16 protein-coding genes and 2 pseudogenes are annotated in these 20,372 nt (G+C 56.5%); 6 read left to right on the forward strand and 12 right to left on the reverse strand.

The annotated features are described in order from the left end of the window. Window positions 1-169: 169 nt before the first annotated feature. From efeO (GYN01_RS20585) to efeU, 4 genes are read right to left on the reverse strand one after another with little or no spacing between them, the layout of a single operon-like run. Window positions 170-994: an iron uptake system protein EfeO gene (gene efeO, locus GYN01_RS20585; RefSeq protein ID WP_203307702.1), complete on the reverse strand. Its 825-nt coding sequence runs from the start codon at window positions 992-994 to the stop codon at window positions 170-172. A 23-nt stretch (window positions 995-1,017) separates the two neighbouring features. Beyond that, window positions 1,018-2,337: an iron uptake transporter deferrochelatase/peroxidase subunit gene (gene efeB, locus GYN01_RS20590; protein ID WP_203307703.1), complete on the reverse strand. Its 1,320-nt coding sequence runs from the start codon at window positions 2,335-2,337 to the stop codon at window positions 1,018-1,020. 26 nt (window positions 2,338-2,363) lie between these two features. Continuing rightward, complete coding sequence (efeO, locus tag GYN01_RS20595) at window positions 2,364-3,548, reverse strand: iron uptake system protein EfeO (protein WP_203307704.1); 1,185 nt, start codon at window positions 3,546-3,548, stop codon at window positions 2,364-2,366. An 8-nt stretch (window positions 3,549-3,556) separates the two neighbouring features. Beyond that, on the reverse strand, window positions 3,557-4,411 hold the full coding sequence (gene efeU, locus GYN01_RS20600; protein WP_203307705.1) for an iron uptake transporter permease EfeU: 855 nt from the start codon (window positions 4,409-4,411) through the stop codon (window positions 3,557-3,559). Window positions 4,412-4,650: 239 nt separating this feature from the next. On the opposite strand from efeU, the pseudogene GYN01_RS20605 reads away from it, so the two are divergent. After that, window positions 4,651-4,885 (forward strand): annotated as a pseudogene (locus GYN01_RS20605) (nitronate monooxygenase); the annotation flags it as partial. Between the two features lie 102 nt (window positions 4,886-4,987). Here the strand turns inward: GYN01_RS20605 and GYN01_RS20610 are convergent. The 5 genes from GYN01_RS20610 to GYN01_RS20630 all read right to left on the reverse strand — a co-directional run bounded on the left by GYN01_RS20610 (window position 4,988) and on the right by GYN01_RS20630 (window position 9,331). Further along, complete coding sequence (locus GYN01_RS20610; RefSeq protein WP_203307706.1) at window positions 4,988-6,094, reverse strand: Gfo/Idh/MocA family protein; 1,107 nt, start codon at window positions 6,092-6,094, stop codon at window positions 4,988-4,990. Between the two features lie 95 nt (window positions 6,095-6,189). After that, window positions 6,190-6,957, reverse strand: coding sequence for an SDR family oxidoreductase (locus GYN01_RS20615; protein WP_059761990.1), 768 nt, complete (start codon window positions 6,955-6,957; stop codon window positions 6,190-6,192). Window positions 6,958-6,981: 24 nt separating this feature from the next. Beyond that, entirely contained in the window at window positions 6,982-8,049 is a 1,068-nt protein-coding gene (locus tag GYN01_RS20620) for a phosphotransferase family protein (RefSeq protein ID WP_203307707.1), read from the reverse strand. Between the two features lie 198 nt (window positions 8,050-8,247). Further along, complete coding sequence (locus GYN01_RS20625) at window positions 8,248-8,562, reverse strand: SCP2 sterol-binding domain-containing protein (protein ID WP_003182883.1); 315 nt, start codon at window positions 8,560-8,562, stop codon at window positions 8,248-8,250. 55 nt (window positions 8,563-8,617) lie between these two features. Further along, window positions 8,618-9,331, reverse strand: coding sequence for a histidine phosphatase family protein (locus tag GYN01_RS20630; RefSeq protein WP_048402467.1), 714 nt, complete (start codon window positions 9,329-9,331; stop codon window positions 8,618-8,620). A 206-nt stretch (window positions 9,332-9,537) separates the two neighbouring features. Here GYN01_RS20630 and sohB point away from each other — a divergent pair, with 206 nt between their 5' ends. Both sohB and GYN01_RS20640 read left to right on the forward strand, forming a co-directional pair. Next, window positions 9,538-10,557, forward strand: coding sequence for a protease SohB (gene sohB, locus GYN01_RS20635; protein ID WP_048365830.1), 1,020 nt, complete (start codon window positions 9,538-9,540; stop codon window positions 10,555-10,557). Window positions 10,558-10,791: 234 nt separating this feature from the next. Next, complete coding sequence (locus tag GYN01_RS20640) at window positions 10,792-15,912, forward strand: NEL-type E3 ubiquitin ligase domain-containing protein (RefSeq protein ID WP_238936363.1); 5,121 nt, start codon at window positions 10,792-10,794, stop codon at window positions 15,910-15,912. A gap of 69 nt (window positions 15,913-15,981) precedes the next feature. On the opposite strand, the gene GYN01_RS20645 is transcribed toward GYN01_RS20640, so the two are convergent. Next, on the reverse strand, window positions 15,982-16,476 hold the full coding sequence (locus GYN01_RS20645; protein ID WP_048402465.1) for a DUF934 domain-containing protein: 495 nt from the start codon (window positions 16,474-16,476) through the stop codon (window positions 15,982-15,984). Next, the gene (locus GYN01_RS20650) at window positions 16,460-18,118 is read right to left on the reverse strand and encodes a nitrite/sulfite reductase (protein WP_048402464.1); all 1,659 of its coding nucleotides are present in this window, start codon (window positions 18,116-18,118) and stop codon (window positions 16,460-16,462) included. The genes GYN01_RS20645 and GYN01_RS20650 overlap by 17 nt, the downstream gene beginning before the upstream one ends. 482 nt (window positions 18,119-18,600) lie before the next feature. Here GYN01_RS20650 and GYN01_RS20655 point away from each other — a divergent pair, with 482 nt between their 5' ends. Then, a complete protein-coding gene (locus tag GYN01_RS20655) occupies window positions 18,601-19,692 on the forward strand; it encodes an ABC transporter substrate-binding protein (RefSeq protein WP_048365826.1) in 1,092 nt (363 codons plus the stop codon). Here the strand turns inward: GYN01_RS20655 and GYN01_RS20660 are convergent. After that, complete coding sequence (locus tag GYN01_RS20660; RefSeq protein WP_048365825.1) at window positions 19,689-19,904, reverse strand: DUF2970 domain-containing protein; 216 nt, start codon at window positions 19,902-19,904, stop codon at window positions 19,689-19,691. The two genes, GYN01_RS20655 and GYN01_RS20660, sit on opposite strands and share 4 nt — an antisense overlap. Before the next feature lie 173 nt (window positions 19,905-20,077). Between GYN01_RS20660 and GYN01_RS22775 the strand changes: the two are divergent. Together GYN01_RS22775 and GYN01_RS20670 are read left to right on the forward strand one after the other, a co-directional pair. After that, window positions 20,078-20,137 (forward strand): annotated as a pseudogene (locus GYN01_RS22775) (hypothetical protein); the annotation flags it as partial. A 4-nt stretch (window positions 20,138-20,141) separates the two neighbouring features. Beyond that, complete coding sequence (locus GYN01_RS20670; protein WP_203307725.1) at window positions 20,142-20,336, forward strand: hypothetical protein; 195 nt, start codon at window positions 20,142-20,144, stop codon at window positions 20,334-20,336. Window positions 20,337-20,372 lie beyond the last annotated feature (36 nt).

A 20,372-nucleotide genomic window follows, 5' to 3' on the forward strand; every position in this document is an offset into this window, starting at 1 on the left:
ACAGGCGTGTTTTTTAACTGACAGTAAATACTGGCGAACACTTAGTTGGTTTAAACACTAAGCAAGCTATGCAATTAAACAGTCAGCAGCGTTATTAAACGGGTAAAAAACAGCGTCAATCTGCGGGTCTGTCACGCAGGTCACTTCGATTGACGCTGTGGTTGAGCGTTTAGTTCAAACCCAGCTTGCCGCGCAAGGTAGACAGGTCTTCGGCCAGCGTATTGACCGGGCCAATCAAGGCTTTGCGGTCGTTTTCCTTGACCTTGTCGTAGGTCTCAAAACCACCGTCTGCGGTGTTGTACTTGGCCAGGATGGTGTTCACAGTGGTGAAGTTTTTATCCAGCTTGGCGGCAAAGGCGCTGTCGTTTTGTTCGAGGTAGGGTCGCAACAGATCAACAATCTTCTTCGCGCCATCGACGTTACCCTGGAAGTCGTACAAGTCGGTGTGGCTGTAACGATCCTCTTCGCCGGTGACTTTGGTCGCGGCCACTTCTTCCATCAGTGCCGCCGCGCCGCCCACCACTTTTTCCGGCGGGAATGTCAGGCCAGCCACGCGGTTTTGCAGGTCTTTGACGTCTTTGTTCAGGCCGTCAGCCAACTGATCGAGGCCGTGGGTGCTGTTTTCGGAAAACAGGCTGTATTCGGTGCGGTGAAAACCGGTGAAGTCGGCTGCCTTGACCCCTTGTTCGTGGTCGTCGACCCGTGAATCGATAGACGCATCCAGGTCGCTGAACAGTTCGGCAATCGGCTCAATCGACTCGTAGTACACGCGAGTGGGGGCGTAGAGTTTTTTGGCGGTGGCCAGGTCGCCTTTTTTCACCGCATCGGTGAACTGCTGGGTGTGGCTGGCCAACTCATCCAACTGTTCGGTGACGTAGATTTTGTAGTCGGAAATCGGCGCCACCAAATCCAGGGGCGCCGTTGCCGCGAAAGCCGACAGCGGGGTGTGTAGCAAACCTAAGGCGAGAAACAGGGCAAGCGGCGTCTTCTTCATGGGGCTTTTCCGGGAGGTTGAGGTTAGGCACGGGGGTGGCGTGATGCGGCATCGAGCAACGAACGCCCAATGAAATCCTGGTCGTCGTGCACACCCGGCAAGGTGAAGAAATAGCCACCGCCTACCGGCTTGAGGTATTCCTCCAGGGGTTCGCCGTTAAGCCGTGTTTGCACGGCGATAAAGCCTTGCTCCAGGTCGCGCTGGTAGCAGATGAACAGCAAGCCCATGTCCAGTTGGCCGTTTTTGTTGACGCCATTGGAGTAGTTGAAGGGTCTGCGCAAAATCAGGCTGTTGCGGGTCTGTGGGGTACGCGGGTTCGCCAGGCGAATGTGGGCGTCGAGCTGGGTGATCTTGCCGTGCGGGTCTTTGCTGTAGTCCGGCACGTCAGTTTCGCGGCTGCCATCCATCGGCGCGCCGCTGGCCTTGCTGCGCCCAAAAATACTTTCCTGCTCTTGCAGGGGGGTGCGGTCCCAGCGCTCGACGAAATTGCGGATGATGCGCACCGCTTGATAACTGCCATCGACCGCCCAGCGCGGCTCGTCGCTACCCGGTTGTACCCACACGATCTGATTCATGGCGGTGCGGTCATTGGAGTCGGGGTTGGCTGAACCGTCACGAAAGCCCAAAAAATTACGCGCACTTTGCGCCGGCTCGCCGGGTTTGGCCGGTGCCTGCGGCGGCACGGTGCCTTCTTGTTTCCAGCGCACCAGCAGCAAATCCGGCAGGTTCTTAACAATGTCGCGCAGGGCATGGATGTTGGTGTCGGCGGTGTTGGAGCAGAACTGCACACTCAAGTCGCCATGACACTGTGCGGGGTCGAGGGCATCGTTCGGGAAGCCTTGCATGCGGCTCAGGCGTTTGGGTTTGACGCCGGACAAACCAAAGCGCTCATCGAACAATGACGCGCCCACCGAGACGGTGATGGTCAGGTTGTCGGGGGTGACCACCGGGCCGAGGATGCCTGAATCCGTGGGCGGCAGCTTGGGGTCCACCTGGACGACCGGCCCGCCGGTCATCAAGAAGGCGATGCGCTCATCCAAGGTACGGAACAGGCGTTCGAGGTCTTCGCGGTCGCTGGCCAGCACATCAAATGCCACCAGCATGCCGGCAGCCGGGCGCGGGGTGACGATGCCGGTCTGGTGTTGACCGTGAACGTCGTGATGGTCACGGGTCTTGTCGCTGCTGGGCGCCTGGGTGACTTGCGCGTTCGCAGGGGCGCTGGCCGCCATGGCCGGGCAGCTCAGGGCGCCGCCCGCCAAAGCAGCACCGGCGACTCCCATGCCCATCAGTAGGCGGCGGCGTTGCAGGTTGAAGTCGTTGGGGCTGTGTGGTGAATCGCTCATGTGCATCTCGTCTGCAATTACAGGCCTTAAAGGCCGAGGGCGGGGTCGATTCCATCGAGTGCGTCGGCCAGAGCCTTGGCCTTGGTGCTGATGTGTTGGCGTTGCGTGCTCGTGACCGTGTCGTACGGGAGGTAGCCGTTGGGTGATTTGAGCGCATTGAATTCGGCCTCCAGCGCTGCGCTGGCGTTATCAATGTTGAGCAGGATGTCGGCGTTGTTCTTGGCCAGTAACGGGCGCAGCAGTTCCACCACTTTGCGTGTGGCTTGGAGGTTGGCGGCGAAGCCATTGACGTCGATATGGCTGTAGCGCTCTTCTTCACCGCTGTTGGCGCGGGTGTCAGCCAGGTTGTGCAGGGTGCGGGCCACAATGTTGACCAATTGCGCAGGGGGCAGTGATTGCGCCAACAGCTGTTGCTTGAGCTGCACCACATTGGCCTGCAATTGTTCGGCAACCGGAGCCAGGCCCTGGGTGCTGTGTTGGTCGAACAGACCGTATTCAAGCCGGTGAAAACCGCTGAAGCCTGGGTCTTGCTCGCGCTGCTCAAAGTAATCGGCACGGGCATTGATCGCGTTGTCCAGCTCTGCCAGTCGTTGCGCCGCTGGCGCTAGGCGCTGATACGCCTCGCGAGCGGGCACATACAGGCTTTGCGCGTGCTCAAGCTCGCCCGCTGCAATGGCGTGCGACAACCCGTCAACGGCATTGATCACCGCATTGCTTTGGCTGCTGAGGTAGACCCGAAATTCGGACAGCGGGCCGATAAAAGCGACCATTGAAGGTGGGGCCTTGGCGCTGGCTTCTGATTCAGCCGTTGGGGTGACGTGCAAGGTGCCACGCGGGTTACTGAGCAAGCCGCAGGTGATGACGTAATCGCCCGGCGCCAAAGTTGCGTTGATCACTTGGCTGAGACCGGGGGCAATGTTTTCGCGTTCTTCGACCACCAGCACGCCGTCGAGAATTTCCCATTCCACGGCGCGTTCAGAGGCATTGACGATGCGAAAGCTATTGAACCCGGCAGGCACGCTCAGTGCGTTTGGCTCGCAACTGTGGGGGTGAATCGTGACGGTGATTTCATTGCGGTGAACCTTGCGTTTGGCCGCAGCCAGTTGCGAGGCGTAATAGAACAGCCCGCCGGCCGCGATCATCACGATCACCGAGCCAGCCACTGCCCAGCGCAGGGCGCGAGGGGGTGTACCGCTTGCAGGGGTAGACATGCAGGACCTTATGGGTTTGTCACGCGAGAAGATTGAGGCGCTTGAGGGGCGCCGGGCGCCTGAAAAAACATCACCAGCGCCACCGCCAGATACATCACATACGCACCGAGCACGCTCACGGTGGGCGCATCCTGGTACCCGAACATGCCCGCCAGCACTGAACCTGTGGGCCCGTCCATCGGCAGGGTGGCGCTCAGATCAAAGACCACGCCTTGCAGGTGATTCCACAACCCGGCCTCGTGCAGCGCCTGCACTGAATTGGCCAAAATACCGGCGGCCACGACCAGGATGAACAGGCCGGTCCAACGGAAGAACAGGCCGAGATTGAGGCGCATGCTGCCGCTGTAAATGGCAAAGCCCACGCCAATCGCCAGCATCAGACCCAGCAGTGCGCCCAGCAGTGCGCCCAGCGGGGCTGCGGGGCCCTCGCTTTGCTGGAACACGGCAAGGAGGAAAAAGACGGTTTCGAGGCCTTCACGGGCCACGGCAAAAAACACCATCGCAATCAGCGCCGTGACGTGGTGTTTGGAGCCTGCCAGGGCGTGATCCAGCGAGGTGTGCAAGGTGTGCTTGATCGAGCGCGCCACCTTGCGCATCCAAAACACCATGGCGCTGAGAATCCCCACGGCAATCAGGCCGACAATGCCTTCGAACAGTTCCTGTTGTTTTTGCGGGAATTCGGCACTCATCCATTCCAGCCCACCGCCGACCAACAGTGACAAGGCAGCGGCGAGAAACACGCCGATCCACACGGCGGGCATCCACTGCCCGTGTCCGGTTTGCTTGAGGTAACTGGCAATGATGCCGACGATAAGCGCGGCCTCAATCCCTTCGCGCAGCATGATCAGAAATGGAACCAGCATGGAAAGCGCACCGCGTTACGAATTAGATAGGGAGCTAATTTGTAACATAGTGATACGTATTGCTAAACAAGAATTGATTGCATTCGCTGAACGGTGGCTGAACAGATAGCGTAAGCCTTATGACCTGCGCTGATGGCGCCTTCGATGTAACCGATGTGCTGACAATCGCCAATACTGCGCGCCTCAAGCCCGGCACGGGTCAGTTCATCCAGCAGGCGGGTATCGGGTTGCGCGCCAATCAGACGGGCATGAGTGTGCGGCATATGCTCAGTGTGTTTGCCCAGTCGCTCAAAGCCGACCCAAGCGCGTTGTCGCAAACCAATGGTAGACGGCCTGCCGGATGAAGGAGTTTTGCCCAGCGGGCAAGTGGCGGCAGCGATTGGCGATCTGAAGAGTTGCCAGCAGGTCATCGATGACATCGTGCGTGAAGCCAAGCGTTGCCTGATGGCCGTCAGCGCGGCGTATAACCTGTAGTCGCTGACGAGGGGTGCGAGGCTGCGAAGCGGTCGTAAAACCGTGCAACAGGGTGCCTGAAAGACACCACGGTCATCGGTTTTGCGATCGTTTGGCGAGCCCTCAGAGCTGGACCCAGCGCTGCTCCAGCGCCGCCACACGAATGGCATCGGCCAGGCGTTCTACGTGCCAGGCTTCTTCGAAGTCCGGGCCGGGTGCGGGTAGCCCGGCGCAGGCTTGAATCACCGCGTGCACTTCCAGGGTTTTTAACTCGTTGTAGCCCAATTGGTGGCCTGGCGCCGGGCTGAAAGCCGCGTATCCCGGCAGTGTTGGCCCAGACAGCAAGCGTTCGAAGCCCGATTGCCCCTCTAGGCACAGTTGAAGTTCGTTCAAGCGCTCCTGATCGAATTTGAGCGTGCCGTGTGTGCCACTGATTTCAAAACTGAGGTGATTTTTGTAGCCGTGTTTGAGCCAGCTGCTGCTCAAGGTGCCGCGCGCGCCCTGACTGAAGCGCAGCAAGGCATGGGTCTGGTCGTCTACCCGGATGCTTTTTTGCTCATGACTGCCCGTGTGTGCGGGACGTTGCGTGTGCACAGTCAGGCTGTCGGCGCATACCGCTTCAATGTCGCCCAGCAGATAGCGCGCCAGGGCCAACAGGTGGCTGCCCAAATCGGCCAGTGCCCCGCCAGCATGCCCCGGCTCGCAGCGCCATGACCAGGGTGCGGCCGGATCGGCCATGAAGTCTTCACTGAATTCACCCTCAAAGCTGACGATGCGACCCAGATCGCCACGCGCAATCATGTCCCGGGCCAGCACCAGCATCGGGTTGTGCTGATAGTTATAACCCACGCGTGTTACGACACCGGCGGCCTTGGCTGCCTGGCGCATTTCATCGGCCTGTTGCAGGCTCACGGCCAAGGGCTTTTCGCAGTACACGGCTTTGCCTGCCGCAATCGCTGCCATCGCCATCGGGAAGTGCAAGTGGTTGGGGGTGGTGATGGCCACCAGGTCCACGTTGGGGTTGGCGATCAATGGCTGCCAGTCGCTGTGGGCCTGAGCAAAGCCCCATGCGCCAGCACAGTGTCGGGCCCGTTCAGCGTCGGCATCCGCCAGCGCCGCCAGGTGCAGTTTCACCGGTAACTCGAAGGCTGCACTGACGTTGCGAAACGCCAGCGCATGGGCGCGTCCCATAAATCCGGTGCCGATCAAGCCTATTCCAAGTGAACGCATAGCCACTTCCTTTGAATGCTTATGTTCAGGGAAGGCCATTAATGGAATAAATATTTCGATTTTGCAATCAGTGGAACTAAATTATTGATTTGGTCTCAGGATAAAAACCCGCCATCCACATTCAATGAAATGCCGGTGGTGTAGGTGGAAGCAGCGCTGGCCAGATACAGCACCGCGCCGGCCATTTCATCCGGCTCGGCGACACGTTTGAGTGGCACCTGTTGCAACACGCCCTTGAGGATGGCTTCGTTTTTGACCAGCGCCGAGGCGAATTGAGTGTCGGTCAGGCCCGGTAGCAAGGCGTTGCAGCGAATGCCAAACGAGGCGCACTCCTTGGCAAACACTTTGGTCATGTTGATCACCGCCGCCTTGGTCATCGAGTAAACGCCCTGGAACGCACCCGGCGAGACGCCATTGATAGAGGCAACGTTGATGATGCTGCCACCCCCGTGTTCACGCATCAACTTGCCGCCTTCAACCGACATGAAGAAGTAGCCGCGAATGTTCACGTCGACGGTTTTTTGGAACGCGCCGAGGTCGGTGTCCAGCACGTTGCAGAACTGCGGGTTGGTGGCCGCGTTGTTGACCAGAATATCGAGGCGCCCGAACTCGGCACGAATGCGCGCGAAGGTGTGGTGGATCTGTTCCATGTCGCCGATATGGCAAGCAATCGCGGTGGCGTTACCACCTTGCGCGATGATTGCATCCGCGACCCGTTGGCAGCCCTCAAGCTTGCGGCTGGAAACGATCACATGGGCACCTTGTTGGGCCAGCAGCTTGGCGATGGCTTCGCCGATGCCACGGCTGGCGCCTGAAACAAAGGCAATTTTGCCATCAAGGTCGAACAGTTGAGTTTTGGACATGCTGATTCCCGGGTGAGCGCAGGTTTAAAGGCTGGACTGGCGGATGACCTTAAGGCTCATCTGCTCCAGCAGTGCATTCATCTGTACAAACGGGGCGAAACGTTTGTCTTGAGTCTGGCCGTGGTAGTAGCGGTAGTAGATCTGTTGGACGATGCCTGCCAGGCGGAACAAACCGTAGATGTAATAGAAATCGTAGTTGTCGATCTGAATGCCGGAACGTTGTGCGTAGTAATCAACGAATTCACGGCGGGTCAACATGCCGGGAGCATTGCTCGGTTGGCGTCGCATGCGTTGCACGACGGGTGGATCATCGGCTTCTATCCAATAGGCGAGGCTGTTGCCCAGGTCCATCAGCGGGTCACCCAGCGTGGTGAGTTCCCAGTCCAGCACGCCAATGATCTGCATCGGGTTATGCGGGTCGAGGATCACGTTGTCAAAGCGGTAGTCGTTGTGAACGATGGCAGGGGTCGGATGATCGGCAGGCATCTTTTCCTTGAGCCACGCCTTGACCGCTTCCCACTGTGGGGCATCCGGGGTGAGGGCCTTTTCGTAGCGATCACACCAACCGCTGATCTGGCGGTGTACATAACCTTCTGGCTTGCCCAAATCAGCCAGCCCACAGGCCGTGTAGTCGACGCTGTGGAGCTCGACCAGTGTGTCGATAAAACGGCGACACAGTTGGCTGGTGTGCGCAGGCGAGAGATTCAGTTCAGGGGGCAGGTCGGAACGCAGAATGATGCCCTTGACCCGCTCCATCACATAGAACTCACTGCCGATCAGCGTGTCATCGGTGCAGTGGGCGTAGGCTTTTGGGCAGTAGGGGAAGGCGTCCTTGAGATGATTGAGCAGGCGAAACTCACGGCCCATGTCGTGAGCGGATTTGGCCTTGTGGCCAAAGGGCGGACGCCGCAGCACCAGTTCGACACCCGGATACTCGATCAGATACGTCAGGTTCGAAGCCCCGCCAGGGAACTGGCTGAGGGTCGGCAGGCCAGAGAGCCCCGCAATATGGGCCTTGAGATACGGATCAATCTGGCTGACGTCGAGTTCTTCGCCAGGGCGGATACGGGTGGACGAGTCGGTGAGCGCCATATCTATCTCTTCTGCTTATTATTGGGGCCAGACAACATTCGCTAATCTAATGGGCCACCCCGCTCGCGACAAGTCGATGCCGGCCTTAATAGGCGTGGGTGTTAATGGGTAATCAGTGTGTCTGATGGCAGTTGCACAAAACGCAGCGCAAAAAAAACCGAAGCTGCGTGGGCTTCGGTTTTTCGTGGTGCGCTGGGCTTAGCTCGGGAAGAGTTCGCTCAGTTTCATGGCCAGCATCATGTCGCCTTCAGCGCGCAGCTTGCCGCCCATAAAAGCTTGCATGCCGTCAGTTTCGCCGCTGACGATGCCTTCCAGGGTTTCGCCGTCCATCACCAGCGTCACTTGAGCGTCCGGGTTTTCGCCTTCTTGCAGTTCGCAGGTGCTGTCTTTAACGATCAGCGAGAAGTTCTTGGTGTCATCAATGCGAAAGCCAAACACCAGGTCCAGGCCAGCAGCAGCGGCTGGGTTGAATTTGGCTTTCATTGCTTGCACGGCATCAGCTACAGAAGTCATGGTTCGATCCTTTTATGGTGGGTTACGGCGACCCGAGGGTCGCGGTTGCCGACGCTCAACGATAGGTGATGAGTGACGGCGTCTTCAACAGTTGCAAATGCACATGACTGTTGAAGGAAGCCAGTGTCACCTCGCGGCCTTGAAACTTGAGGCGACTGAGCGAGGTGTTTGCTATGTGCCAGGTCAGCTTGAACGCTTCGTTGGCGGGAATGCGGGTCAACAGGTGAAGCAGGGCGGTGATGGTGCCGCCGGAGGTGAACACGGCGATAGTGTGCTGCGTGTCATGGGCGTGATCGAGCAGTCGATTGAGGCCGCCCTGCACGCGCTCGACAAAGGCCAGCCAGCTTTCCAGCTCGGGGGTGTCCCACGTGCCGCTGAGCCAGCGGGCAACAATCAGATCGAAAATGCGCTGGAATTCGACCGGGTCATGGACGGCGTCGGTCATCGCGGCCACTGCGTGGGGTTCATCCGGCAACAAGCCGGGAAGCAAGGCTTTAAGCACGCCGAATGCATCGAATTCATTGAAGGCTGCGTCAACCTCCAGTGTGGGCCTGGCTAACCCGGCGGCGCTGAACTGCTCCAGCGCATGGCGGGCCGTGTCTTGCTGGCGCGTCAGATCTCCGGATACACAGCGGTCAAAGCACACGCCCAGGTCAACCAGATGCTGGCCGACTATTTGTGCCTGTCGCTTGCCCAGCGGCGACAGCACGTCGTAGTCGTCTGCACCGAAGGAGGCTTGGCCATGTCTTATCAAGTAGATGCTGCCCACGTCCGCTATGCCCCGGTACGTTGAAAGTCTGGCGAGGTTAGGAGTAAGCCGGGAAGCTGTCAATGAAAAAACATACGCTCGTTTGAATTGCCCGATGCGCCTGCGTGTAAGGTGTTTCGCGGCTGGCAGCCTCAGGTTGGCGCCGGTATGCTGAGCGTCATCACGCACCCTGCGATTCACGGGGTGTAACGTTTAAAGGAGAGTCTGTGGAATTTCTAGCTGAGTACGCCAGCTTTTTGGCCAAAACCGTGACCCTGGTGGTCGCGATCATCGTGGTTCTGGTTGTTGTCGCCGCGCTGCGGGGTAAAGGCCGTCGTGCGACGGGGCAATTGCAGGTCATCAAGATGAATGACTTCTACAAGGGGCTGCGTGAGCGTCTTGAACAGTCGCTGTTGTCCAAAGGGCAACTCAAGTCGTTACGCAAGCAAACAGGCAAAGCCGATAAAAAACTAAAAAAACAACCCGACGACAAGCCTCGTGTCTTTGTGCTGGATTTCGACGGTGATATCAAAGCCTCTGCCACTGAAAGCCTGCGTCACGAAATCACGGCCTTACTGACCCTGGCCACCCCGGCCGACGAAGTTGTGCTGCGCCTGGAAAGCGGCGGCGGCATGGTGCACAGCTATGGGTTGGCGTCTTCGCAACTGGCCCGTATCCGTCAGGCGGGTATCCCGCTCACGGTGTGTATCGACAAAGTGGCGGCAAGCGGTGGCTATATGATGGCGTGCATTGGCGCCAAAATTATCAGCGCACCCTTTGCCATCCTCGGTTCAATTGGTGTGGTCGCTCAACTGCCCAACGTCAATCGCCTGCTGAAGAAACATGACATTGATTACGAAGTACTGACAGCTGGCGAATACAAGAGAACGCTGACAGTGTTTGGCGAAAATACTGAAAAGGGTCGCGAAAAATTCCAACAGGATTTGGATATCACCCACCAGTTATTCAAAAACTTTGTGTCTCAATACCGCCCGCAGTTGGCGATTGATGAAGTGGCCACAGGTGAAGTCTGGTTAGGCGTAGCGGCGGTTGAAAAACAGCTGGTGGACGAGTTGAAAACCAGCGATGAATATTTGTGCGAGCGTGCACAGACCGCGCAGCTCTACCACCTGCATTACGCCCAGCGTAAAAGTTTGCAGGAGCGTGTTGGGCTGGCCGCCAGCACCTCGGCAGAACACCTGGTCGACTCACTCTGGAAACGAGTGTCGCAACAGCGTTTTTGGTAAGCCTGCGGGCTTGTCGCAATGGGGGCATCCGGCAGGCTTCAGGGGCTGTACGACATGTTGTCAGCGCCGCATCACCGAGCGCAGATACATTTCGTACAGCCCCTGGCAAAGGGCACTGGCATGAGCTGGCGATAAGTCGTGCAGAGTTTAACGTTTATTTTTAATTGTCCATGCGAGGTATTAGATAACTAACGCCTGTTCCTGAGTGCCAGTTTTTAAGCTGATGTTTCTAATTTGAAACAGGCTTTTGTGATGACTAACAGGAATAAAATAATACCTAGCGACGCTATGAAATTGGTCGATGATCAGTCAACACGTCTGGCCAATACGCGCGCCGACAATAAATATCAAGCGCTCATACCCACTCTACTGCCTCCCTGGTTTGTTAAAGCACCGCCGTCTGTGCGTGATGCACTGCGTGAAAGTATGCAGCGACGAGACGACACCTATAAAGAAGTCTCTCGTATCCTGGCCAGCGTTACGCCAATGGTGCAATTTGTAGAAACACGTCTAAAAAACGCATTAATAGCGCAGGGGTGGTATAGCGTTGACGTCAAGCGCTATGGACTCAAGCACGTCCATCTGCCGAGTAATGTGCTGGCGTTTATTTCACGGCAAAACATTAACGTAGCTGACTCCTTTATTCGCCTGTTATTCCCCTCTTCGTGGGTACCTGAGTCGCTTGAAGTAAACGTGGGCGCGACCACGACGTATCAGAGCTTGTTGCAAGCAGCCATGCAGAACTTTGAGTTGTCAGAAACGCAGGCCGAGGGTTTCGATCCGGGGACTTCTATCTATTCAGTGAATAATAATCAGCCCACCGTGCACACCGAACTGGCGCCTGAACAGTTTGCGCGCGTATGCCGGGACTTGAACGCGGGCCTGCAGTATCAGTTGCATTTGGACAGCGTTTTTACACCGGTCGAAAACGCTTGGCCCGCCACGGATCCTCGTGCGCAGGCTTATAAAATTAAAACCACCTTCAGTGACCATTTACGCCATGAGTTTTCATGTGCTCTGCACATGGCGTATATGAAAGGCGAGATTAGCGTCAACTCTTACAGCTTTGGATCACGGGTGCTCATGGGGCCTGCATCGACCCTTGGTCTGGGCAATCCCGCCTATGGCGTATTTGAAATAATGGATGTTGAAGTGACGGGCATCATGGTGTTATGGCCGCAGCGAAAGCCCGCTGCGCAGGCACAACCCTGCTTGGTCTATCTTCCCCAAAGTCCCGATAAGTCATTTTATGCATTTGAGACGTTCAGTACGTTTCAGGTGCATTTACGTGAATGGTTAAAGCGCCCGGAGTTTGCCGTCTATTTTGCACAGCGTGTGCCTTTGAGCCAGCGCGCAGAGTTTATACGCCGCACTCATCCTCAGCATGCGTCGTGGGACTCACTGCTCTTGCGGCGCCCGCCGATTATTTATGAGCCTGCCTTGTTTACAGAGTCACGCGTCACCCCCAGAACTGATGACCCTTTCGACGTCATGTGGTTGCAACAATTAAAGCGGATTAAAGATGACGCACGAATATTAATCGTGCCCACGGAAGACCAAGACACCCGGGAGCGTCTGGAACGTCAGGCTATTTATTTAAATCTGGGTATCAGTGCGCTGGGCTTGGCATTGGGGTTTGTCCCGGTGTTGGGGGAAGTGTTGTTGGCGGTGGGTGTCATCCAGTTGGGCGAAGAGGTCTACGCAGGTATCAAGGCGTGGGAGGCCGGTGACAAAGTGGCCGCCATTAATTACCTATTTGATATCGCACAGAATGTTGCGTTACTCGCAGGTCCTGTAGCGGCTAGCAAAACGTTGAAGGCGCCTGGGGTGGTGGATGCTCTGGTTCCCGTCAAACTCGAAAGCGGTGCACGAAAACTATGGAACCCGCAAATGGCGCCTTATGCCGTTGAAGGCGTTGATCTTGGCGGTATTAAGCCGGACGTGCAGGGCATTTATACACGTAATGGCCAGTCATATATAAAGCTGGATGACAAGGTTTATAGCCTGCATACAGAGGCCGCAACGCAGGCATTTTCCGTGCGCCATCCCACCGATCCAATGGCGTACAGGCCTCAGTTGAAACACAACGGTATGGGGGTCTGGACCCATGAACTGGACCGTCCCCTTGAATGGACTCGTTTGCAATTATTTCGCCGCCTGGGCCCCGACGCGCAGGCTTTGTCAGCCAGCGCTGTCGATCGTCTTTTGGCCGCGACCAATACTTCGGACGCTGTGTTGTGCAAGGTGCTGATAGATAACCTGAGCACACCGTCCTTATTGGCCGATGGCCTGAAACGTATGGCACTGATCGAAAGAATTGAGGCTTTCATAACCCGAATGCAGTCAGCCCATACCGGGCATGCGTCTGATGCGGACATACAGTTGAACGTACTGCCTCAGTTGCCCGGCTGGCCAGCCGACCGTGTCTTGCGCGTCATCAGCGACGATGGCCAAGCGTATAAAGAGTATGGAAAGGATTTAGTCTCTCGGCTACCACGGCTGCAAGTGACTGAATCGCAGGTGGCCCAGGGCGACTTATTGAACGTAACGCTGGAATGTTTATCGCCGGATCAGATAGAAGGCTTGCTAGGTCAAAAACTGTCATCGCTTGAACTGCAAGTTCAAAGGCTGGCTCAACACCTGGGAGAGTTTACGCAGACACAAAAAAAGGAGGTGTTCTCATCTCTCTACCTTGAAGGCGAAACGCTTGGCTCTGCGGGGAGCATCGTTAAACGGCAATTTCCAAGTTTGTCGGCCGTGGTGATCACTGAGTTGCTGGAGCATTTGACTGCCGAGCAAGTCAGTCTGCTTGAGCGCGAAGAGCGTTTACCCATGACGGTGCTGGAGGAGGCCCGTTCTTTGGTGCAAACGCTGCGATTGAACCGCGCTTTGGAGGGCTTGTTTAATGATGCCTTGAGCTCTGAAGACAGCAGTGCGCTTGGGTGGAAGTCCTTACCCTGGCTGCCCGGCTGGCCCAGAGAACTGCGCGTGGTGATCCGAGACAAGGCCACTGGGCTTGAACTCGACAGTGCAGGCAGTGCAACGGCCCGCCGTGTGCGTGAACTGTTCAAGAGTGCGCAGGGTTACGAATACTTCGCAACATCCTCAGCCGATAGCTACAGCTCCCGGTCATTGTTGCAGTGCGTACTGACGCTGCTGTCAGCCAATGAACGCTCTGAGATGGGGCTTTCAACGCAAGAACCGTATGCCTCATTCACAGCAAAAATTGCCAGGGTAGCAACTGAGGCGCGTGACCGAAGCGCACAGGCATTGGGCATGCATACCCTCAAACCCTGGTTTAAATCACCAATGCGATTAGCTGACGGACGGGTCGGTTATACCCTGGGCGGCCGTTCGGGGCACACGTTGCCAGATGTGCAGCCACAGTTGCTCAAACACGCAGTGTTGGAGTTGTACCCCTTAATGAACGATGAGCAGGCCGGGCAGTTTTTGCACCGCTTAAAACTGCCTGCTGCGCAGATTGCCCGTGCATTAGGTGCGCTTAAGGCTGAGCTTGAAACACTGCGTCATGAACTTCATGCGTGGGAAAACTCCACGGTCTGGAGTCATCCGCTTAACGCCCCGCGCTTTAAGGTGACGGCACAGGTAAAAAGGTCTATCAGCCAAGTGTTGATACGCGCCTGGCGACGGCTAACGCCCAGCGCCCACATAGGTGGGCATATCGGTTATGAACTGGATCTGAATGCCTGGCCAGTCGACTGTCTGCCCGTGTTGTCGGCTGACTTTGCGCATATCAATGTGTTGAGGTTGAGCCAATCACCGGGCGGGGCGTTTCCTGCACACTTTCTTGATAAGTTCCACCAGTTGCGGATCCTGTCGCTCAAGCAAAACAAGCTGGTTGAGCTGCCCGGATCGATTGGTGAAATGAGCGAGTTGCTGGATCTAGATCTCAGAGGGAATCAGCTTGTATTAACCCCTGAGGCCGCCCGTACGCTGGCAGGGCTGACAAAGCTCAAGTCACTCAACCTCACGGGCAATCCGTTAGGCAGCAGGTTGATGATCAGCCAGATGAGAGCGCTTGAGTATTTGTATGTGCGCTATACCGGGCTTACGCAGTGGCCCGAAGGCATCGAGATGCTTGAGCACCTAAACATAGTGGACTTGCGTGACAACGCGATCAGTCATGTTCCATCGCAAGTGTTAACCGCCGAACGCAACGTCATTAACCGTGTGACGTTTTTGCACGACAACCCGTTGAGTAACGATTCGTTACGCCGTCTCTATCTCTACCAAAGGGAGCAGGGCATTAATTTTGGAATATCGATCCCGCGTCATCATGTCATGCCCCGGCAGGGCATTGCGCATTGGGCGGTTGCGCCCAGCGCAGCGCAGCTCGCCGCCTGGGAAGACTTGAACAGCGCCGAGTACGCATCGGATTTTTTTCGGGTACTGGAAGACCTGAGTGAGTCCTCGCAATTTTTACACGAGCGTGAAAATTTGCGCCTGCGCGTCTGGGCGCTGGTGAATGCCATGCATGAAAACAGCGGTTTGCGCAGTCGAGTGTTTGAGGTCAGCACCCACCCGCGCACGTGTTCAGATGGCATTGCAATGGTGTTTGCGGACATTGAACTGCAACAACAAATCTATATGGCTGAACACCAGCCGCAGACCGAGCAGCAACTCCTGAAACTGGCCCGGGGGTTATTCAGGATTGAGCAGCTTAACGAGCATGTTGAATCCGTTATTGCGCTACGTAAGGCGCAGGTACGTGCGCGTGCCTTGGAGGCTGTAGAGCAACTGCAACAACTGAGCGATGCGATAAGCCCTGATTTTTCGGCCGGCCCGGTCAGTGAAATGACGCCACAAGACCGCCAGGGTGTTGCGTACCGGCTCGGCTCGCCAGAAGGGCTTGCGCTGGCAGAAAGGCTTAGTCCTGTGTGGCTGGAAAACCATTTGGCGCAAATCGATCCACTCGAAATACAGATGTACTACCACATTCGTTTGGCAGAGACGCTGAACTTGCCCAACAGGCCCGAGAGTATGCGCTTTGTGAATGTTGCCAACGTTACACAAGAGGAGTTAGACGCTGGCGAGGCCTATGTAATGGCTCAGGAAACATCTGCAGCACTCACGGCGAGTATTGTCGCGAGGGATTTTTGGACGGCGTTTTTGGAGAAAAAATACCCGGAAAGTTTTAAAGCATCAGATATTCCACATCAGCAATACATGGATAGGCTTTTCACGGCGCGTGAGAGTGTGTCGAGTGATGAATATGCTTCACAAGCAGAGTCAATTGCAGGCGCACACAGTCAGTCCAGAGTGGCGTTGGCCACTCGGCTGACCCGTCAGGAGATCCAAGAGCACCCTGAGCTGATGTTCCCCGCGATGCCTTAAACCTTCAATGGGGGCTAAAGTGCGGCCTGACTCAATCATTCATTCAATCAGTCAGGGCCGTCACGGGGCTCAGCGGCGACGGAAAAGCGGTTGCGGCTCGTCGGTCGATGCTTGATACGTCACGCTGAAATCTTTCAAACCTTCAAGCGCTTCGTACGGGTCTTTATCGGCCCGGATAGCAAAGGCATCAAACCCACAGCGGTGCAGGTAGAACAACTGATCGCGCAGTACATCACCAATGGCGCGCAGTTCACCTTTGTAGCCGTAGCGATCTCGCAGCAGACGGGCGTTGGAGTAACTACGCCCGTCAGTAAAGGCCGGGAAGTTCAGGGCTATGACCTGAAAGTTCGCGACGTCACTGCCAAGCTCTTCGGCCTCTTCGTCACTGTCCAGCCACACGCCCAGGCCCCCATCGCGTGCCTTGAGCGCCGGACCGTGCTCACGCCACAACGCGAGTGGAACGATCAGGTCATCACAGTTAGAGATATCGTCGAAGTTCGTGCCTTTTGGCAGTAAATGCCAAGTTTCATCGATCACTTCGTTGTTTTTAATGATTCGTTGCATAGACGCGCTCCTTGAAGGGATCGATGCCAATACGTTGATAGGTGTCGATAAAGCGCTCGTCTTCGTTGCGTTTTTCAACGTAAACGTCGATCAGCTTTTCAATCACATCCGGCATGTCGTCCTGAGCGAACGAGGGGCCGAGGATCTTGCCCAGGCTCGCGTCACGGCTGGCGCTGCCACCCAGCGATACCTGATAGAACTCGGCGCCTTTTTTGTCCACGCCCAGAATGCCGATGTGCCCCACATGGTGGTGGCCACAGGCATTCATGCAACCGGAAATGTTCAGGTCAAGCTCACCAATGTCGAACAGGTAATCCAGGTCGTCAAAGCGGCGCTGGATCGATTCGGCAATCGGGATCGACTTGGCGTTGGCCAGCGAGCAAAAATCCCCGCCCGGGCAGCAGATCATGTCGGTCAGCAAGCCAATGTTTGGCGTGGCGAAACCCTGCTCACGCAGTTCACCCCACATGGTGAACAACTGGCTTTGTTCAACGTCGGCCAGAATGATGTTCTGCTCGTGAGAGGTTCGCAGTTGGCCAAAGCTGTAGCGATCGGCCATGTCGGCAATGCCGTCCCACTGCTTGTCTGTCACATCGCCTGGAGCAACGCCCGTCGGTTTGAGCGACAGGGTAACAGCGACATAGCCCGGCTTTTTGTGGGCCAGGGTGTTGCGGGTGCGCCAGCGAGCGAAGCCTGGGTGCTGGGCGTCAAGCTCTGCCAGTTCGGCACCGAAATCAGGCAAGTCCTTGTAGTCGGGGTCGACAAAGTGCTTGGCAATTCGCTGCACTTCGGCCTCGGTCAGGGTGGTGGACCCGCCGCGCAGGTGAACCATTTCGGCTTCAACCCGCTCTGCGAACACTTCAGGCGTCAGGGCCTTGACCAGAATCTTGATCCGCGCCTTGTACTTGTTGTCCCGACGGCCATAGCGGTTGTACACCCGCAGAATGGACTCCAGGTAGCTGAGCAGGTGTTGCCACGGCAGGAATTCGTTAATAAACGAACCAATCACGGGCGTACGGCCCAAGCCGCCGCCAACCAGTACACGAAAGCCCAGCTCGCCGGCTTCGTTGAACACGGGTTCAAGACCGATGTCATGCACTTCAATGGCCGCACGGTCTGAAGCAGAACCGTTGATTGCGATTTTGAATTTGCGCGGCAAGTAAGCGAATTCGGGGTGGAAGGTCGTCCACTGACGGACGATCTCACACCAGGGGCGTGAGTCGATCAATTCATCGGCGGCAACACCGGCGAACTGGTCAGTGGTGACGTTACGCAAGCAGTTGCCGCTGGTCTGAATGGCGTGCATTTGCACAGTGGCCAGCTCTTGCAGAATGTCCGGCACGTCTTCGAGCGCCGGCCAGTTGAACTGCACGTTCTGGCGGGTACTGATGTGGGCATAGCCCTTGTCGTAGTCGCGGGCGATCTTGGCCATCATCCGCGCTTGACGCGAGGTGAGTTGGCCATAAGGCACGGCAACCCGCAGCATCGGGGCGAAGCGTTGAACATAAAGGCCATTTTGCAGGCGCAGGGGGCGGAACTCTTCTTCGCTCAGCTCACCTGCCAGATAGCGTCGGGTCTGATCCCGGAACTGCTTTACGCGGTCCTCGATGATCCGCTGATCGTACTCGTCATATACGTACATATAGGTCCTGTTCTCAGGCTGCTGACAGCTTATCTGCGCGCACGGCCGCGCACTCCCCACGGAGCGAGGCACGATACCAGTTTGCAGTTATGCGCAAAAGTGATGTTTAAGCATATGTAAAGAACCAAATCGACTATAAGAGGCTGATTCTCAATCACTTACTTGTGCTGTGGGCATTGCTCAACTTAACTGATTAAAGTCTTCAAGCATTCACCCATAAAACCGAAAAAAGGCGATGCGATGAGTACTCCAGTCAAAGTGCGTAAAAGCGACAGCAAGGTCGATGCATGGGCCATTTTTTTTATGATTGTTTTGGTCGTGGCGGCGGCGGTTTTTTGGGTCAGCCGCCAGTGACCTGAGCGTGAAGGGGCAACACCTGCTCCATTCCAGAGCGATTGATTACCGGGCAAGCGACAGCGGGCCAGCTGTCTAGTGGTATTGTGCCAGCTACCAGATGGTTCAATGTTCAGGAACAGGTGACAATGCTCAAGTTTTTGCGCCAATGCGTAGTCGTGCTGTGCCTGCCATTTTCGATGGTGGCTCACAGCGCGACGGTGTTGTTTCTTAACCCCGGCAACGCTGATGAGACTTTTTGGGTGAGCTATTCGCAGTTCATGCAGGCGGCGGCCCAGGATTTAGGCATGCACCTGGAGGTGCAATACGCCGGGCGCTCGCCTGATACATCAATCGCTCAGGCGCGAGCAGCGCTGCAAGGAGCGCGCCGTCCCGATTACTTGGTCTTCGTCAACGAGCAATACATTGCCCCGCAAATCCTGCGTCTCTCACAAGGCAGCGGCGTAAAGCTGTTCATGGTTAATAACGGGCTGACCGGTGAGCAAATACAAATGGTCGGCCCGGATGCGGGTAACTATTCAACCTGGGTGGGCAGCATGGTGACCAACGACGAGGAGGGCGGCTACCTGATGCTTAATGAGTTGGTGCGCCAGCATGCGGCGTTGGGACCGGCCAAGACGTTGGATCTCGTGGCCTTTTTGGGCGTGAAAAATACCCCGGCATCGCGCTGGCGGGAAAAAGGCATGCTGCGCGCGCTACGCGAGCACCCTCAGGTGCGCTTGCGCCAAATGGTTTACGGCGAGTGGAGTCAGCAGCGCGCTTACGAACAGGCAACGCAGTTGTTTAAACGCTACCCCGACACTGCGTTGGTGTGGTCAGCCAATGACGAAATGGCGTTTGGTGCCATGCACGCCGCGCAAGAAGCCGGCCGCGTTCCGGGGCGTGACATGTTGTTCAGCGCGGTCAACAGTTCCATCCCCGCGCTTGAAGCTCGGATCGACGGGCGCTTGAGTGCGCTGGTGGCCGGGCACTTCACGTTGGGGGGCTGGGCGATGGTCCTGCTCAATGACGATGCCAAAGGCATCGATTTCACCCGTTTTGGTGGGCGAGATCGCCAAGTACCTTTGTTGCAACTGATTGATGTCGAACAAGCCAAGCACCTGCTGAGCATCACGCGCGAGCAGAATTACCAGTTGCCATTCAAGCGGTTTTCGGCACAGGGAAAACCTGACAGCTATGTTTACCCTTTCAGCCTTAAATCGCTGCTTAACGCCCCTTAAACGCCCGACAGGTGCAGGACCAACCTGACAATGGCGTACAACGTCAGCGCGAATACCCCGGTAAACAGCAAACCTAGAATCAAGAACTGGCTGGGTTTACCGTGGGTAAAGTCTCGTGCTCTGTTTTTTGCGCTTTGCACCCCGAAAGCAGCGGCCATCACGCTGTGCAGAACTTGCCAAAAAGTGGGCGGATTGTTGTCGGGATCGTCCATAAGGTCCTCACCTGTCCATTCGATATGCACTGAGTTGAGGATAGTCAAAGGCCATTAATACGGTGCAATTGAAGACGGCCGGTGTGCAAACGCTCTATTTATGTACCTCATCAGCACTGGGTTTTTCGTTTTACTGAGGATCCCCCGTGAGTTATCAGGAGAGACTCAATGCCATGCTGTACAGGAACATAGCGAAAGTCACGCCAGAAGCAATCGAGCGCGCTTACCTGGAGGTCATTGCGGCTGAAGAGACGCCCGCGTTTATGGCGCAATTATTGGGGCGAGAGAGATGGATTGGAGGAGCGTTTTACCGCCATCGATGACGACTACAGTAAGGCCGTCGATGCTTTAGGTAAGAAAAACGCCGCCGAACGCAAGCAATTGCTCACGCAGCTCACGGAGCGTGAGCGCTCACAGGTTGCAGACGACTGAGCCGTGTACGCGCTGCCACCTGTTAAGCGGTGGCAG

Source organism: Pseudomonas weihenstephanensis, assembly GCF_016812185.1.
GTDB classification, from domain to species: Bacteria; Pseudomonadota; Gammaproteobacteria; order Pseudomonadales; family Pseudomonadaceae; genus Aquipseudomonas; species Aquipseudomonas weihenstephanensis.